The organism is Pseudomonas sp. Z5-35, assembly GCF_051131945.1.
Classification (GTDB): Bacteria; Pseudomonadota; Gammaproteobacteria; order Pseudomonadales; family Pseudomonadaceae; genus Aquipseudomonas; species Aquipseudomonas marvdashtae.
Genome location: NZ_CP071640.1, coordinates 1,655,204 through 1,671,377, shown reverse-complemented (window position 1 = coordinate 1,671,377; position 16,174 = coordinate 1,655,204). Strand labels below are relative to the sequence as shown.

Genomic DNA, 16,174 nt, shown 5'->3' with positions numbered 1-16,174 from the left:
TTACTCAGCCGCCGGCGCCTCTGGCTTGCGGCGCTTGAGCGGGGCCATGCCGTCCTTGCTGACCAACGACAAGGCGTCGGTCTTCGGGCGGTTGGCGATCTTGCGCTTGGTCGGGGCCTTGGCGCCTGTTTTTTTCTTGTCGCCCTTGGCGTCGACTTTTTTCTTCTTCACACCAACGGCCTTGCCCGAGGCCTTGACCTTTTTCGGTCCGCCGTAGGTGCCTTTGACTTCCTTGATGGTGCGACGCTCGAAGCTCTGCTTGAGGTAGCGCTCGACGCTCGACATCAGGTTCCAGTCGCCATGGCAGATCAGCGAGATCGCCAGGCCCTCGTTGCCGGCGCGACCAGTGCGGCCGATACGGTGCACATATTCGTCGCCGCTGCGGGGCATGTCGAAGTTGATGACCATGTCCAGCCCATCCACGTCCAGGCCACGGGCCGCGACGTCGGTGGCGACGAGGATTTTCACGCCGCCCTGCTTGAGGCGGTCGATGGCCAGCTTGCGGTCCTTCTGGTCTTTCTCGCCGTGCAGCACGAAGGCTTTGTATTCCTGGGCAACGAGACGGCCATAGATGCGGTCGGCCATGGCCCGGGTGTTGGTGAACACGATGGCCTTTTCATAGGTTTCGTTGGCCAGCAGCCAGTTGACGATCTGCTCTTTGTGCTGGTTGTGGTCGGCGGTGATGATTTGCTGGCGCGTGGTGGCGTTCAGCTGGCTGACCGCGTTGAGCTGCAAGTGCTCAGGGTTGTTCAGGACCTTGGCGATCATCTCACGCAGGCCAGAACCGCCCGTGGTGGCGGAGAACAGCATGGTCTGCTGGCGGTTGGTGCACTCTTCCACCAGGCGCTGCACGTCTTCGGCGAAGCCCATGTCCAGCATGCGGTCGGCTTCGTCCAGCACCAGCACTTCGACTTCCTTGAGGTCGAGGTTGCCGGCGTTCAGTTGCTCGATCATCCGCCCCGGCGTGCCGATCAGGATGTCCGGCACCTTGCGCAACATGGCGGCCTGGACCTTGAAATCTTCGCCGCCAGTGATCAGGCCGGACTTGATGAAGGTGAACTGCGAAAAGCGCTCGACTTCTTTCAAGGTCTGCTGGGCCAGTTCGCGGGTCGGCAGCAGGATCAGCGTCTTGATGCTGACACGGACCTTGGCCGGGCCGATCAGGCGATTGAGGATCGGCAGCACGAACGCGGCGGTCTTGCCGCTGCCGGTTTGCGCCGTCACCCGCAGGTCACGCCCTTGGAGCGCGAGCGGAATAGCCGCTGCCTGCACCGGCGTTGGCTCGACAAATTTAAGCTCGGCCACGGCTTTGAGCAGGCGTTCGTGCAGGGCGAATTGGGAAAACACGGGTGCTACCTCGAAGAAATGCAAAAAAACAGCTGCATAGGGTAACGGTTTCAAGCGCGAAGGCCGAGTTTCTTTGTACAAACGGCGGCAAATCAGTGCATTTTTATCAGCCGTTATTGCAACAACGGTCACTTGAACGGGCTTAAATGCTCTAATCGCCCCGTCGCGTCTTTATAGAAGAACCGTCTCGTCCATGGACATCAAACAACTCTGGGTCAACATCCAAGACCTCTGGGGTGCCCTTGACCAGCATCCGCTCCTGCATTCCAGCCTCGCCCTGATGTTGCTGCTGGTCATCGCCCTGGTACTCGGGCGCATAGCGCGCTACCTGATCCTCCACGCCGCCAAGCTGCTTGGGCGCCAACCGGCCCTGCACTGGGTCAACGACCTGCGCCAGAACAAGGTCTTTCATCGCCTGGCACAGATGACGCCGTCGCTGATCATCCAGTTCGGCCTGCACCTGGTGCCGGAACTGAGCAAGACAAGCACGGTCTTCCTGGGCAATGTCGCCCTGGCGTTCACCATCCTGTTCATGGTGCTGAGCCTCAGTGCCCTGCTCAGCGCCCTGCTGGATGTGTACGCCCGCACCGAGCATGCCCGCACTCGCTCGATCAAAGGCTACGTGCAACTGACGAAAATGGTGCTGTATGTGTTCGGCGCGATCATCATCGTCGCCACGCTGATCGACCGTTCGCCGCTGTTGCTGCTGTCGGGCCTGGGTGCGATGTCGGCGGTGATCCTGTTGGTCTACAAGGACACGCTGTTGTCGTTCGTCGCCAGCGTGCAGTTGACCAGCAACGACATGCTGCGGGTCGGTGACTGGATCGAGATGCCCCAGGTCGGCGCCGACGGTGACGTGGTGGACATCACGCTGCACACGGTCAAGGTGCAGAACCACCCGTGAGTTATGAAAAACTGACTCTGACCCGTAGATAATCTCAAAAATGGACAATCCATTTCATCCTGATTTCCTGCTACCCCGAACCAAGCTCTCATCCCTCCACCCAGACTGTCAGCAATGGCTTCGGTGTGGCTAATACCTACTCAGCACTTCTTCGGCATTTAGTAGGTAACCCGAATAGGTGAATCGGTTTGCCAAAGAGACGGTAGCGAAGCAGCTCCAGCGTCTTGATGGCATCAGTCAATCACCTAGTGGTAATTGGATTGGGCAGGAGCAATAGTGCTGGAGAGGACTCGGATTTCATGTGTACGCCTCTCCAAATCATCCTTAGCCAACCCTAGCCATCTTCCCAGCACCTTATTAGATGGGGCTGACAATGTCGTCCTCAGGAATAGGTGCGCTGCCGTACCGCGCTTGGAAGATAGCTCCTGCTCCCGGAGGTGGATATGAGCAATACCTATTCACGCTGCATCATTCAATTCAGGCAGCACGATGCGTGCTGACTGGTGAAACGCCGAGCTTGCCAATCGGATACACGACTCTTCCGCAGGGAGGAAACCAGCACTCGCAAACGCAACATTAGCAAGCGAAGGAAAACCTCCAATCAGCCAGACGGGTGTAGCGATGCTGTCCTAAAGAGCCGTAGACACAGAGTGAGCGGCAATTAGCCGGCTAGCAGCTTTAAACACAAGTCGAACAGAACCTTGAAGCAGGCATTGAGCCGCTCTAAATACCTCCGGGTACCAAGGCCCTAACATCCAGAGCTAGGTGATCCAGCGACCGTTGGTCAATTGGTGTCGGTAAACATCCTGGCGCGAATAAACAATAAATAAGGTTGATTTAATAGTCCCTAGATATCGAAATTTCGCACTACTATTTTTTTCTATCAATACTGACCTTGCGTCCGTGAGCCGCAGAGCTCAAGGCGTGGCGAATAGCGCAACAAGAGCACCAGCCAAAATTTGGCAAACAATCAAACCTGACAATTCATTAATAAACAAATAAACATCAATAATGTGCATATAAGAGTCTACTCTCTGCATACTCTAAATGACTCTTGACAGCACCACCGGAGGGGAACTTCAATCGCTACCCCTAATCCATAATCGCGCCTTCGAGCATGCCAGCACTCGCAAACAAAACGCCTCGAAAAGTACCTGTGAGAAAGTACCGGTACGTGACGTTGCCGCTTGTGTCTTTATTTAGAAAGTCGAATCCCACTAATGATGGGGATGGCTCTGAGCAAGAAGCTACTTTGGCGGGTAACTATTCCATCAGACCGTTCGATAGCAATGGCGGAGATAAGGAAGTCCGTAACGTACCGGTAATCCTTAGGCCAGATGGTTCCATATGGAGACATGGTTCGCTTTACATCCTAGCGAGAGCCATGGATTTTGACGCGCCGTCAGATCAGACATTAAAAGGATTCGCCAAGGGTCTTGTGGACTACATGAATACGCTAGCACAAGACGGCGTTGATTATCTGGCAACACCCAAACGAGAAGGCGCACGCCCGACATTTCATTACAAGGCCGAGTTAAGCCTAAGGGTTAATCTGAATGAAATTGCACCTAGCACTGCAAACGGGCGAATTTCAGCAGTCGTGAACTTTTATCGCTGGATGCAGGGTCGTTACGACTATCATCCCACCGAAGCCCTATGGACAGAAAAAGTTTGCAGAATTCCATTTCATGACAGGAGAGGCTTCTATCGAAACAAAACAGTAATAACGACCAACCTAAGAATCGTGGCAACAGGTGAAGACTCTACAGACGATTACATTATCGATGAAGGTAAGCTCTATCCGTACAGCCAAGAGGAACAGACCGTTCTAGTGCAAACTTTGGTTGCAAGCGGCAATACCGAAATGTTTTTGGCTTTCCTTCTTTCCATATTTACAGGATCAAGGATCAGCACAACTTTTACCATCCGCGAGTGCAACATTGTGAATCCGGAATTCGTTAAAACAAATGAAATAGAAGTCAAAATAGGTCGCGGGACACTGATCGATAATAAATTTAACAAATCCATGCTCATATACATTCCCGCTTGGTTAAACGCCTTACTTTACGCCTACATAAATTCAGATCGTCATACTAGGCGAGTCACCAAGGCCTCAGCAAAAAACGGCGGGGAGCAATATGTATTTCTAACTCAACACGGCAATCCCTACTACATATCAAAAAATGATATTGAAAGGGGTCTAGACAAACCGATTCAAGAAGGCTACTCAGTTCGTCAGTTTGCCTCTAAAAAACTCCAACCTCTATTAAACCAGTCTGACACGCCATTCAAATTTAGATTTCATAATCTTAGGGCTTGCTTCTGCATGAATCTAATTGATCAAAAATTGAAAGGCATACCTAGCTCGGATGAGAATCGTATTTATGCCGTGCTAACTGAAGCGCAGCGAAGAATGGGCCACAGCGACTTTTCAACAACGCAGCGATACTCCCGTTTCCGGGAAACGAGAAATATCGGCCTGCAGGCTCAGAGTGACTTCGAACTTCACCTTCAGACCTTGGCGGAAAACTATGTTTACGCCTAAAGTTCGCTCAATACTGCGTAACAATCCAGCCATTACAGTCATTGACGTCGACAAGACCTCCATGATCGAAATTCATAAAATTATTGATAACAATGGAATTCAAAATCTTGCCTTCTTGGTAGTTGACGAAGACCTATTTCATGTCGGGTCACACTGCTTTACTCAGAGGCGCCGGATATCAGGGAGCTCTCTTTACAAGTGCAACCAGTACGATTACTGTCGCGATAAAGCCAAGGCAATTGATGGATGGGCCAGAGCGCTTATCGACAATCTCAAAACCGGCGAAATTAGGCCTATAACATTCATGGGGCGATGCCGGTTATTGAATCAGCAGTTCGAGTGGGCCTATAAGAATGGTTATTCCGACCTGTTGAAAAGCGATCAGAATTATTATGAATGCTATTCATCATACTCTAACGCTGTTTACAATCAGTGGGTAGGCGGAAAAAACGTAGACTCAACGGCCTCCGGAAAACAAACCTATGCGTTCAGTATTATCAAGTCTCTATTTCCCGATTCAGAAACGCACTTCAAACAGGCTTTACCGAGAGTTTATGTTAACACTAAGGCTCCTCCTAAAAACGAGACAAAGGTTCCTAAGGAAGATGAGTTGTCGCATGCTCTTGCGATCTCGTCCGACATTTTCAGCGGACTAACAAAATCGCTAATTAACTTCGACAAATATCCATTTCAAATTTTCTTATTCGGCAAGATGCAGTGGATCGTTCCTCATGAATATTTCTGCCATCCAAGAAATTTTGTTCCTCTCCAAGGCGCAAGTGAGGTCTGGGACTACAACACGGGTTCGTTGATTGCCAACCAACCCAGAAATCGCAGGAAGCGGTATAGGAACGGCCTTCTGTCGCTCGAGAGCGAAAATGCCAATCCCGCTATTCTAACTCAACATAGGCATCGGCTCGCCAAATGGGCGCATGACTGTTTTCTTCTTTTATTCGCGGCAAACACCGCAATCAACGAGAAACAGATCTCTGTCCTAGAGTGGCATACTGGAACCTACGACGTATTGCCGGCTCACCAAGGATTCCGTACTGTGAAGTGGCGAGCAGGTAACAAACGTCAGAGCTTTACCATAGCCGCGAAATTCGTCAAGAGATTTGAAGAGTATCTTGAATTAAGAAAACTTATCACCCGCAACTATGCTTCGAAGTATCTTTTTCTGCATGTACCGGTGATGCCAGAAGATAGGGTGAGACCTCTACAAAAAGGCTGCTTATTAAAACTTATATCTGCGATGCGCTCATTTGTAGACAAGGATTTCCCCAAGGTCGGCTACCGGCAGCTGCGCCTATATAAGTCAAACTACCTGCTCAAAGAGTACGGACTTGTCGTAGCAAGCCAGCTTCTACAAAGTAGGATCGGCACTATAGCCAAGGCATATTCATCAGCTGAAGACGATGTAGCCACTAAAGAAATCAGTGCATTTTACAATCTGCTATCAGATGCTATTAAAGCTTCAGCCCGAAAACGCCAGCAGGATATACCTGCTGGACACTGCATTGAACCCGGAAATGCTATAGCTGTGATGGAGATCGAGCCGGACGTTAGCCAACCAGCTTGTGAAAACTTTATCACATGCCTTTTTTGCACAAATTTTGTCGTGCATGCCACAGATAATGACATCAAAAAGCTTTTTAGCCTCAAGTATTTTCTCAACGAAATCCGCCACCAGTCTACTTCGACTGAAGAGTTCAATAAGTTAAACGGCCCAACAGTGGGACGAATTGAATCAATCTTAATAAGTATTAGCAAAATCTCACCGGAGCTCGCCGAAAGAGTTTTGACCATCCGGGCCTCTGTATTTGACCATGAAGAACTTTCTGGATACTGGGCAGCCCTACTTAACCAATTAGTTCACGTAGGGGCAATTAAATGAAATCATCATCCACTGTATCGCTCCAGCATGGTATCGATGCCTACATGGGCATCCCCGCCTACCTGGTCACTCCTGCGACCGTAATTAGCAGGGACATACACGGCAACATCTTAAGCGTCGTGAGAGATATTGAATGGCAGACGCCATTGTTGAGAAACCACCAAAATAGAAAGGCTTACATTAGCTTCAGCAAGTTCAGGACAAATACCGAACTTGAGATCAAGAACCTCGAACAAACACAAAGAATTGTTGCAGTCTGGATTTATCGGCCTTCACAGAGAACTGGCTCCTACCCGAGTATTGACACAGTGCGATCCTTCTTAACTGATCTCCGCAGACTCTCCAATCAAGCCACGAATAAGGGCATCACATTGGCGGAACTTCTCGAACATCCTGTCCATTTTAAGTCGCACGTTGACAAAATAAAGTCGTACACGACCCTCAGAACTCTACAGATGATTATCAACAAGGTGATTGAAGAGCACATACTTCCTGTGTCTACAACTATCACCAAGATACTCGACCGGGCAATTCGAGAATCAGAGGATGAGTCAGAGCAGCACCCCGTTATTCCAGGGCGAATTTTGTTCGAAAAGATTTCTCATTACACGTCCCTACTTCAGGAATATCAAGAAAACGAAGCAAAGCTTTCTGAATTGAACCGACGAGTAGGGTCGAATCGATTCTATGGTCGATTCAAAAGAAAGTCCAAGGATCCGCACAAACCCAACGTCGAGTTCGACGTCGCAATGGAAGAATGTGGTCTCTCAGCGATTCGTGACAAATATAAGATGAGGCAACTCTCGAATGTTGGCAATTTTATCAGCAGATGTAACTACGCTGCAAAAATGCTTATTCACGTCTTTACCGCCATGCGGGATCGGGAAGCCTACCTTTTAAAGGATGGTTGCGTTAAAAAAACAGGGCCTAAGACATACATTGTGGAAGGACTTACGGTAAAGCTCACCAAACAGCCTCGACCAGCCAAGTGGGTCACCTCCGAGTCAATTCTACTTCCTTACGATTGTGCTTGTAGCATCACTCGACTAATCAAAACATATATGCCAGCTTGCATAGATACTGAAAATCGCCTTTTTCTTTCAGTATCATACCTTCCGGTAGCCAACGAATACGAAAAAAAACAAAAAGATACCGAACTGTACCAGAGTGCCCTACACCCAACCCGCTGGGAAGAGACTTTTCCGCAAACAACAATTACAGATGAGGACTACCAGGAACTGGTGATGCTTGACCCACTTCGTAACTGGGCCGCCAATCCAAAGTTTCAAGTAGGTCAAAACTGGAACCTAACCACGCACCAATTCCGGCGATCAATGGCCGTTTATGCAGCTCAGAGCGGCTTGGTGTCCCTACCCACTTTGAAAAGAATGCTTCATCACACACTGCTACAGATGTCCATCTATTACACCCGGGGATTTGCATCTGCCAAGTTTCTTTTCTCCGAGCAGAATCCTGATTTGGCGGAGTTCTTCAAAGCGCAGGCAGTGAATGCTGAAGCTAGCCTCTTTCTCAAGGATGTAATTATGGAAAAAGCGAATCTGCACGGCGCTGCTGGAACCTGGTATGAGCGCAACGTTAAAACGGAATACGTCACCAACATTGTTACAAACTTCAAGGAAACCTTGAGCAAAATGAAACAGGGACTTCTTTCATATAAAGAGACGATCCTTGGTGGCTGCTTCAAGATTGGGGAGTGCAAGGAGCGAGCGCACCTTAATTACGTGAGCTGCGTAGACTGCAGCAGCGCCTGCATCAAGGAAAAAAAGCTAGACCAAACTATCCTAATTCAATCAAAAATCATCGAAAGCATTCCCGAAGGAACATTTGCCTACAACACAGAACAAACCAAGCTTAGCATGCTGCAATTTTTCAAAGACAAAATCTCACAGGTGATCGCATGACATCAGAAGGTATACAACACTACGAAGCAGTTCTTCAACGACTGATCAACAACAAGCCTGCTTCATCAGGAGTGAAAATAAGCCGTGATAGCGTGACTAAAGCAGCACTGCAAAAGAGCTCGCCTACCGGTAAACATTCCCGCCCCAAAGTACGCGCTCTAAAAAACAAAGCACAGCGTGTTGAGATTGTTAAGGATGATGTGAACTCATGACTTCCGATGTCATTCTTCAATATGAAACAGCACTTCAACGACTGGTTGATAACAAGCCAAACATCTTGCCGCTGGGCAGCAAGATCACAATCAACAACGTGGCCTTGGAAGCTGGGCGCGGGAAAGGCTCTATCAGAAAAGATCGGGAGTGCTTTGATGAGCTTCGCGAGAAAACCAAGGCTGCCGCAGACAAACAAAAAAAAGAAAACAGCGCGAAACCCAACAAAGCGTCTGAAAAGCTGTTCAAAGACCTCTATCACCAGAGCTTAGCCAGGGAATTGATGCTGATTTCTCAGATTGATGAGCTGGAGAAAGATCTTTCTGTATTGAGCAACGTGACGAATATCGCTACGCAGAAGAAAAAAAACAGAAAGGCGGCTGAGAAATGAGCACTCTGTACAAGATCTTAAAGTTCTTGTGGCCAGATGAGCAGAGTGACTGGGAGAAGAAGCAAGAGCGCTTGTTTATCGACGCCGTAAACAAATTGGAAAACTACTATGTGACTAACCGGGGTAGGCTTTCGATGGATCCTGAAGAAGCCAGAAAGGCCCTGCTCCGCTTCGCTCAGCAGTATAAAAAGCCCCCACAGGCAGGTCATCGCTTGGGGGTCGTACAGGCTGGAATACTCATGCAGCGGTATGCACGTAGGCGCTTGGATAGTGTATCGGCGGCTCGATATGAGTTTCTCGAGTCTGCTAATGGCCTTAGCGCCGTGGTAGCTGCAGAGCCACTTACATCGACTATCACCTGTCAGGATGGGCTGGAAGGTGTCCATTCTCCGTTGGGCAATGCCGTAAAGGTCATTACTCGCGATGACCTGGCTGGCATACCAACCTCGAGTCGGCAATCCATATGACGACGAATCTTAAGGAGCTTTGTGATGGGCGGTAAAAGGAAGCCTTTCATTACCACCAAGGCAGTAAGTGAGGCGGTTGTAAGATCGGGTGTAACTTGCGGATGGACGCTTCCACTGATCCAAGAGGTATGGGAGCTATCGTCGCTTCACCTATCCGAAGCAGTCATGAGAGATGTTTTTTCCACGATCCTCACTAAACCCACCGTTTCAGCGCTGTTCGACAGGAACGTGTATAGCGTTACAGGACAAGAGGCACTTCAATTCGTACCGCCAGCGGGCTCTATTAGCGACCCAGCGTACACTCTTAGCGAGATGCTGCGAGACGTGATCAAAGATCAATGGCCGATGGACAGGCTGCCACCATTCGCCAGCGAGTGGAATGACTTTAACGAGGCACTTTTTGAGACGCTATTTAACTCGGGCTTTTCATCGCGTCGCTTGAGAGGTTGGAAACTTGAGCAAGATTTGGGCATGTGAGTTGAAAATACTCGGATGTTCGGATAGCCTTATTGAGTCCTCGAGGACGGGATTACCTGGCTCCTGCGGTCAGCTTGCAAATCCTAAGAGTACAGGCTAGAACACCCTACTCAACCAATGTGCAATGAATGCTTGTCGTGCAGCTGACAACGACGCATTAGGCATTCATAGTTCGGCATGTGGGTTGAGTAGGTTCTAATCCACTCGCTGACCAACTTCTTCCAATCCCGGTAGTAAGCACCTTCTACCATACGTGTAGAGCCCCAGCTCGCCCATATTCACACCTATGTCCTCGAGTAGTGACCTCGTAAAGGCCGATAGTGACCCTTTCGACGTATACACATGGGAGTGCTCTTTTCCAGTCAAGAATGCCAGAGTGGCTACTTATACCTCTCACTAGACAGCTCAAAGATCGACGTGATAGCTTTCTCCGACCGATGTATCTGGATCGGGCGGTCGGCTCGCGAAGGCCTAAGTGCCACAGGTTTGCTAGACCCTTCTTCACGCACGCATTTCGACAATAGTCAGCGGGCAGCCGACGCCTCGACGTTATTGGAGAACTGCCAATGCGCGTTCCAGTACATCCAAAAGACCTCATCCGCAACAGTAGCCTGAAAAAGCTCGCCAAGAATCTGCAGAAGCAGTGGTGTGGCCCAAGCCCACTCACCCACACATCAGCCCTGGAGCTCCTTGCCCAGGGTCTTGGTTACAAGAACTACAAGGATCTGGCAGTTTCCACGAGTGAGCAGATGCCAGCAGGTACCTTTCCAAGCCAGTCTGCGGTGAGGCAGGCACTGATGCTCGCAATCAAAGCGGCGATGACACCCAGCGAGTGGTTTGCCTCAGACCAGGCGGCACTGGCGCAGATGATCGAGTCGCTGCACCTTAACGCTCTTTCAGCATTCAAAATGCCGAAAAAGGTTCATCAACCGCCACGTCATGGTGAACAGTCCACTGGGTCGAATATGTCCGCTTTGAGAACTCAGATGGCGAAGTCTGCACGGAAGCTCTCCTCCCACTTATCAGAGGAAGAACTTGAGTCTCTCAGTCGGGCCGTTGAGACCACGGAGAGCCCGCGAGATCAGGCACTGATGAGCTGCATGATGGCCGGCCTTCGAATAGAGGAATACTTAAGCGCTAGGCCCAGCGACTTTTCTGGAAATGATGAACGCATCCTCTTTGTGTCTCGGGGCCCCAAAAAAGCGCGAGTCACATTGCCTCGCAAATACTGGACACCCATCAGCCGCTTCATCATCACGGCGAATCTGGCGGGAAACGCTCTTCTGTTCCAATCCAAAAGGAGCCCAGAAATTCCTATGTCGCCTTCGGCGCTTAAAAAACTATGCGAGGCTTGGGCACACAAAGCTGGCATTGATCCTGCCAAAGTCAGTCCACTCACGATTCGCATGTCCTTAAAGTTGAACGCGGCTATGCAGATGGCCACTGTGAGTAGTCCGCTCCCAATCGTGGCAAAACAAATGGGCCACTGGCCAACGGAGTCGATGACGAAGTATTACCTGAGTAGCGGCTTTGCCTCCAAACCCAGCGATTGAGACGAGACGTTCAGGGTGGCAGTGACGGTGACCAAGAAGGCAATTTTTGACGCGTTCGGGACGGTTGTGCGGATAGATCGAAGAACGAACCCATACCGCCAATTGCTGCGGGAAGGCATCAAGCAAGCCGGCGCTCTCACCCTGGTGATGCACACGTCATCATGATGCTGAACTTGGAGCTGAATGAGCTCGCCGAGCACGTCGGCATCCTGCTTTCAGAATCTCGGCGAGTCGAGATGGAGTGCGCTCTGCAGGCCGAGCTCAACTCCATCGAGGCATATCCCGATGCAATTGAGGCGGTCGCTATGCTCCGGGAGCGTGGCGTTGCTCTCGTTATCAGCAGCAACCTTGCCCAGGCCCTATGGCGCGGCGGTGGAGCAGCTTTTCCCGAGCATGAATACCCACGCATTCAGCTTCGAGATCGGCGCTTCCAAACCCGATCCTCGTATTTACCTGGCCGTACTGGAGAGGCTTGATCTCAGGTCAGGAAGGACTGCCAGAACCGATGCACTTGAAGTTTGGATTGTAGGTGACTTAGCGCGGTGTGATCCGGATGGTGCCCGAGCACGTGCGCTAGTAACGCTGACTGTCTTGAACCAGGCCCGTCGATGCTCGCCGTTGTCCTAACAATGCCGGACTTTCATCCTTACGCCTGCGCGCTCGGCTTGCTAGTTGCTAGGAGCCTTCAACCTGAACTGCAGACAAAATCTTCCGCACCAGCTCAAGATTTTCCAAAACCAACCGTTTGTCATAGGTATGTACTCCCTTTGAGCGAACCGCTTTGATCCCACCAACCGATGATTACGCACAGCGTTTGAGTGCCGCCATTCCGTTTCCCAAGACGATCCTGGGCAACCGCCAGCACGGTGCCTGGCAACGTTTGATCAGCGTCATCAAGTCTTCAGAAACCCTTCCTGCATTTGATAAAGCAGCAGCCTATGTAGAGGGCTACGTACATGCGCTGGTCGACAGCGACCAGATCGGCATTTCCATCGAACGAGATGTGTTGATCATCGAGACTGTCGACGCTTGGCGATGCGCCCGTGTTGGCTCCAGCACCTCCACCTATTTGTAGCCACCAGTGAGTACCATGACTTCTATTTTTCAACGCTATGCCGACGACGAACCGTCTGAATTACGCATCCAGATGCCGCAGCGGGTTCTGGCTACAACCGTCAGTCATTACCAAATTGATGTTCTGGTAGGCCACTGGGAAATGTATCTGGTTGACTCCTCCTCCGCTCACGATAGGTTTCCATGGGCTGGACGATTTGTCATGGGCATGCCCGTACCAACTTGGGCGCGCGGCGTGCAGTGGAACGTCGGCCAGCAGGCTCGTTTCATTATCGCTGTTTGGGCAGGGCTAGACCTGGGAAGCTACCTTACAAACGACTGGTGCGAGCCTGCGAGCACTGGCAGGGCATTGGCGGAGAACAGCGAGATTCTGGTCGATGGACAGCAACGGCTTCACAGCCTTGAAGAGTATTTCCTTGATCGTCTTGCGGTGCCAGATGCACAAGGTCAGCCGAGGGTCTGGTCTGAGCTCAGCAATGGCGAGAGGAAGCGTTTTTTATCCACGATTTTTACCCATGCGAGGGTGTCTTCTGGCGACGAGATAGCATTGCGCAAAACGTATGACCTTTGCGCGCAGGGCGTTATGCCCAGGTCATTCGATCAGCGCACCTTTCGTTAGCTATCGACGCTACGGTCGTTGTGGCATGCCCCAAGAGGGGACGGCTGTCGTGAACCACGCCCCGTCAAGGACGGGGCGTGGCCCTTCGGGCTTCCATCCTCATGCTCTTCGACCCTTCTGGTCTGCGCGCTCCGCTTGCAGAGCGATCCGACTCACCTTCTTGCTTGGACATTGGCTACCGCTCCCACATACTGCTGAGCATCCGATCAAAGATGAGGCCGGGCAAATGGGTTGGCTATTTTGGAAAGACAAACGTCCTGAATGGGTTCAGGCAGAGGAGCGAGCGTTCATCAAGGCAGCCAACGGCTTGAAGACACTGCAGACAACACCTCGCGGTGGAATGCGCATTGACCCCGAGGAAATCAGGGATCAGATCCTTGAGGCCCGAGAGTTATACAAAAACTTGGTTCAAAAATAACGGTAGCAAGCAGGCAACCTGCTTGAAGCTTTTGCCCTTTACAAAGTTTCAAGCCTCGCCTCAATGCCGGCCTTTTTGGCCATCGCGATCATGATGTCGAGGCGGTCGGCATCCACGATAAATCCTACATACTCATCACCGCCGGTATTCAGGTGCAGGTAGCGTTTGCCAAACCTGGCCAGCCACTCATCAAACTCGGCAAGCACCTTTACAACAGTCATCCCCTCGCCTTGCTCGTACGGATACCAACTCATGTACGAACAGAGTGATAGCGGTTGGAGGCTTATGCCAAAGAGTGATGCGGGCGCGGCTCTTCGAGCACGGCTGTCGTAAACCAAGCCGCCTAGGCGTCTTGGCCCTGCGGGCGGACATCCTCGCGCCTGCGCGCTCCGCTTGCCCGATTCAGCACTACCTTGAGCCCCAATCATTCGAGGACAAGCTGTTGGTAAACTTCGATCTCGACCTTGCTCGGGTCACTGAAACTCACTACATCACCGGGAAAGCAGCGATTAATTTTCCTCGGTCGGGATCGACTACCTGAGGATGGCATTTCCTTGGCTACTGCGACTGGGACGCTGGGCAAGTGAAAGTCTCATTAGCGGGTATCCACTACCCCGATATTTAGTTTCTTTTTGGTGCTACTGGTGTGTTTGACGCCAGCGAGGATCCCGCCAGACGTGGGTGGCGTTTCGATTCCGCGATCTACATGGCAGACCATTTCCGCGCCGCTGAAGATATGGTTTACGCTAATCCACAATTGCTGCTGACAAATCGGCAATCTGCCCTGGGGCAGTTTTCAATCCGCGCGAACAGTAGGAGGCTCAGGCAAACCATTGGTGTCAACGCAAACTAAGTCCTAGAAGCTGTCGTCCTCGATCTATAGCCCATCTTGGGCTTCACGCTCCGCTTGCGAAACTCCAAGTCCCCAGCGAGGTTTGGTACTACCTGCCTAGCTAATGGATGTAGCCTTCTCGCCCTTGCTTAAGCTTGCGAATACCCTGCAAACTATACTGTCTTCGTGCCTCCGAAAAAGCCATCATTGCAATCGTGGGATATAGGTTTGCTCGATAAATCTCAACCTCTACATAAAACTTACCTCATCAACAAAAACGACCTACTAATTATGAAAATCTCTATTCCACTACTCACACTACTCGTATTAGGCACAGCCACGTCAATTGTCAGCATCACTCAAGATCAGGACATGCAATTTCTATATTCAGCACTTGCAACCTCACTTGGCATGGCCATAATTTTCCAATTCAATGGCTGGCTTACCCTAGATGATCGTCAGCTCTTCAAACAGCCACTTTTCATTATCGCCACAACTTATCCAGCTTATCTATTTTTAATATTTGGCTTCTGGGCTTGGAAAGATCACACACTAGAATTATCCGCTGATGGTTACGCACAATTCTTGGCAATTAGCAAACTACCATTAATTATGCTGGCGACTTCAGTCCCCCTTGGCGCCATAGTCAACAATGTACACCGGACAATCCAAACCGAGAAACAAATCAGTCAGAGCGAATTAAAAAATCGAAATGACATTTACTATGGCCACGTAAAGTTTATCGTCGACCAATTTGACAAAATAAAAGGGCGTGAGATATGTCATAAATTTCAATTTAGAATTGCAGACCACATAGCAAACAAAAAAGAAATCGAAGAAAAGATTTACGACATACAATCCCAAATAACAATAATCAAGCCAATAGAACTTTATGGAAAAATATTTACTCAAGCGTCTTCCACTAGCGGTTCAACACTTCAAGTGTCCTCTCAATTTCTTGACACCATACAAAAAGAATGGACTGACATTGAAGGGATTTGTAAGAAAATAATAAAAAAACCCGAACCGAATTCAGATTATTCTCTTTATCAAAAAGAGCTCATGGAGTGGTACCGGGATTTAAATTTCACCCACGAACGACTTTGCCACTATTTATGCCTAGATGGTTTCCAGTCGGAGTATTCATTCATCATGACAGACAAATATGGACACTGGCAACTTACTTCAACTTTCTCAAGCGGCAGTCATTTATACAACTCTTTGCGTTCACTAGCCACTGTAACGACTCTAATACTGGATAGAGTTCGCGACAGAACAATGGATGACTATTTCAAGCCAAACGAGCCAATTTTCAAAATTGGGGCACACTTCGCCAGCGACATGACCCAAATTCTCACTCCAATCATAATTTCCGATTATCTGAAACCAGACCTACATCGATCTTTAACTTCAACCTTACCTACCATATGATCAGAAGCGCTCAAGTGCAATGCAGATATTAATCTAACTATAGACACTCAGGACGAACGCACGGACACCGTGCAAACCTAATGGGCAACC

At 50.0% G+C, this 16,174-nt stretch carries 13 protein-coding genes and 1 pseudogene; 12 read left to right on the top strand and 2 right to left on the bottom strand.

Features of this window, described 5'->3' with window-relative positions:
* Positions 1-1,347, bottom strand: a complete 1,347-nt coding sequence (locus tag J3P95_RS07900; protein WP_434577947.1) for a DEAD/DEAH box helicase — start codon at positions 1,345-1,347, stop codon at positions 1-3.
* Positions 1,348-1,540: 193 nt separating this feature from the next.
* On the opposite strand from J3P95_RS07900, the pseudogene J3P95_RS07895 reads away from it, so the two are divergent.
* The 11 genes and pseudogenes from J3P95_RS07895 to J3P95_RS07845 all read left to right on the top strand — a co-directional run.
* A pseudogene (locus tag J3P95_RS07895) lies at positions 1,541-2,242 on the top strand (mechanosensitive ion channel domain-containing protein); the annotation flags it as partial.
* A 1,183-nt stretch (positions 2,243-3,425) separates the two neighbouring features.
* Entirely contained in the window at positions 3,426-4,796 is a 1,371-nt protein-coding gene (locus tag J3P95_RS07890; protein ID WP_434577949.1) for a site-specific integrase, read from the top strand.
* A 61-nt stretch (positions 4,797-4,857) separates the two neighbouring features.
* Positions 4,858-6,690: an integrase gene (locus tag J3P95_RS07885; protein WP_434626462.1), complete on the top strand. Its 1,833-nt coding sequence runs from the start codon at positions 4,858-4,860 to the stop codon at positions 6,688-6,690.
* Positions 6,687-8,612: an integrase gene (locus J3P95_RS07880; protein ID WP_434577952.1), complete on the top strand. Its 1,926-nt coding sequence runs from the start codon at positions 6,687-6,689 to the stop codon at positions 8,610-8,612. Before J3P95_RS07885 ends, J3P95_RS07880 begins: the two co-directional genes overlap by 4 nt.
* Positions 8,609-8,824, top strand: a complete 216-nt coding sequence (locus J3P95_RS07875) for a hypothetical protein (RefSeq protein ID WP_434577954.1) — start codon at positions 8,609-8,611, stop codon at positions 8,822-8,824. Before J3P95_RS07880 ends, J3P95_RS07875 begins: the two co-directional genes overlap by 4 nt.
* Positions 8,821-9,213, top strand: coding sequence for a hypothetical protein (locus J3P95_RS07870; protein WP_434577955.1), 393 nt, complete (start codon positions 8,821-8,823; stop codon positions 9,211-9,213). Before J3P95_RS07875 ends, J3P95_RS07870 begins: the two co-directional genes overlap by 4 nt.
* Before the next feature lie 491 nt (positions 9,214-9,704).
* Positions 9,705-10,157: a hypothetical protein gene (locus tag J3P95_RS07865; protein WP_434577957.1), complete on the top strand. Its 453-nt coding sequence runs from the start codon at positions 9,705-9,707 to the stop codon at positions 10,155-10,157.
* A gap of 566 nt (positions 10,158-10,723) precedes the next feature.
* Entirely contained in the window at positions 10,724-11,710 is a 987-nt protein-coding gene (locus J3P95_RS07860; protein ID WP_434577958.1) for a tyrosine-type recombinase/integrase, read from the top strand.
* 161 nt (positions 11,711-11,871) lie between these two features.
* Positions 11,872-12,186 carry a hypothetical protein gene (locus tag J3P95_RS07855; RefSeq protein WP_434577959.1) on the top strand — a complete coding sequence of 105 codons (315 nt, stop codon included), beginning with the start codon at positions 11,872-11,874 and terminating at the stop codon, positions 12,184-12,186.
* A gap of 338 nt (positions 12,187-12,524) precedes the next feature.
* Positions 12,525-12,785, top strand: coding sequence for a hypothetical protein (locus tag J3P95_RS07850; protein ID WP_434577960.1), 261 nt, complete (start codon positions 12,525-12,527; stop codon positions 12,783-12,785).
* A 15-nt stretch (positions 12,786-12,800) separates the two neighbouring features.
* Entirely contained in the window at positions 12,801-13,403 is a 603-nt protein-coding gene (locus J3P95_RS07845) for a hypothetical protein (RefSeq protein ID WP_434577961.1), read from the top strand.
* A gap of 456 nt (positions 13,404-13,859) precedes the next feature.
* Here the strand turns inward: J3P95_RS07845 and J3P95_RS07840 are convergent, their stop codons facing one another.
* The gene (locus J3P95_RS07840; protein ID WP_434626459.1) at positions 13,860-14,075 is read right to left on the bottom strand and encodes a DUF6630 family protein; all 216 of its coding nucleotides are present in this window, start codon (positions 14,073-14,075) and stop codon (positions 13,860-13,862) included.
* Positions 14,076-14,944: 869 nt separating this feature from the next.
* Here J3P95_RS07840 and J3P95_RS07835 point away from each other — a divergent pair.
* Positions 14,945-16,084: a hypothetical protein gene (locus J3P95_RS07835; RefSeq protein ID WP_434577964.1), complete on the top strand. Its 1,140-nt coding sequence runs from the start codon at positions 14,945-14,947 to the stop codon at positions 16,082-16,084.
* The last annotated feature ends 90 nt before the right edge of the window (positions 16,085-16,174 follow it).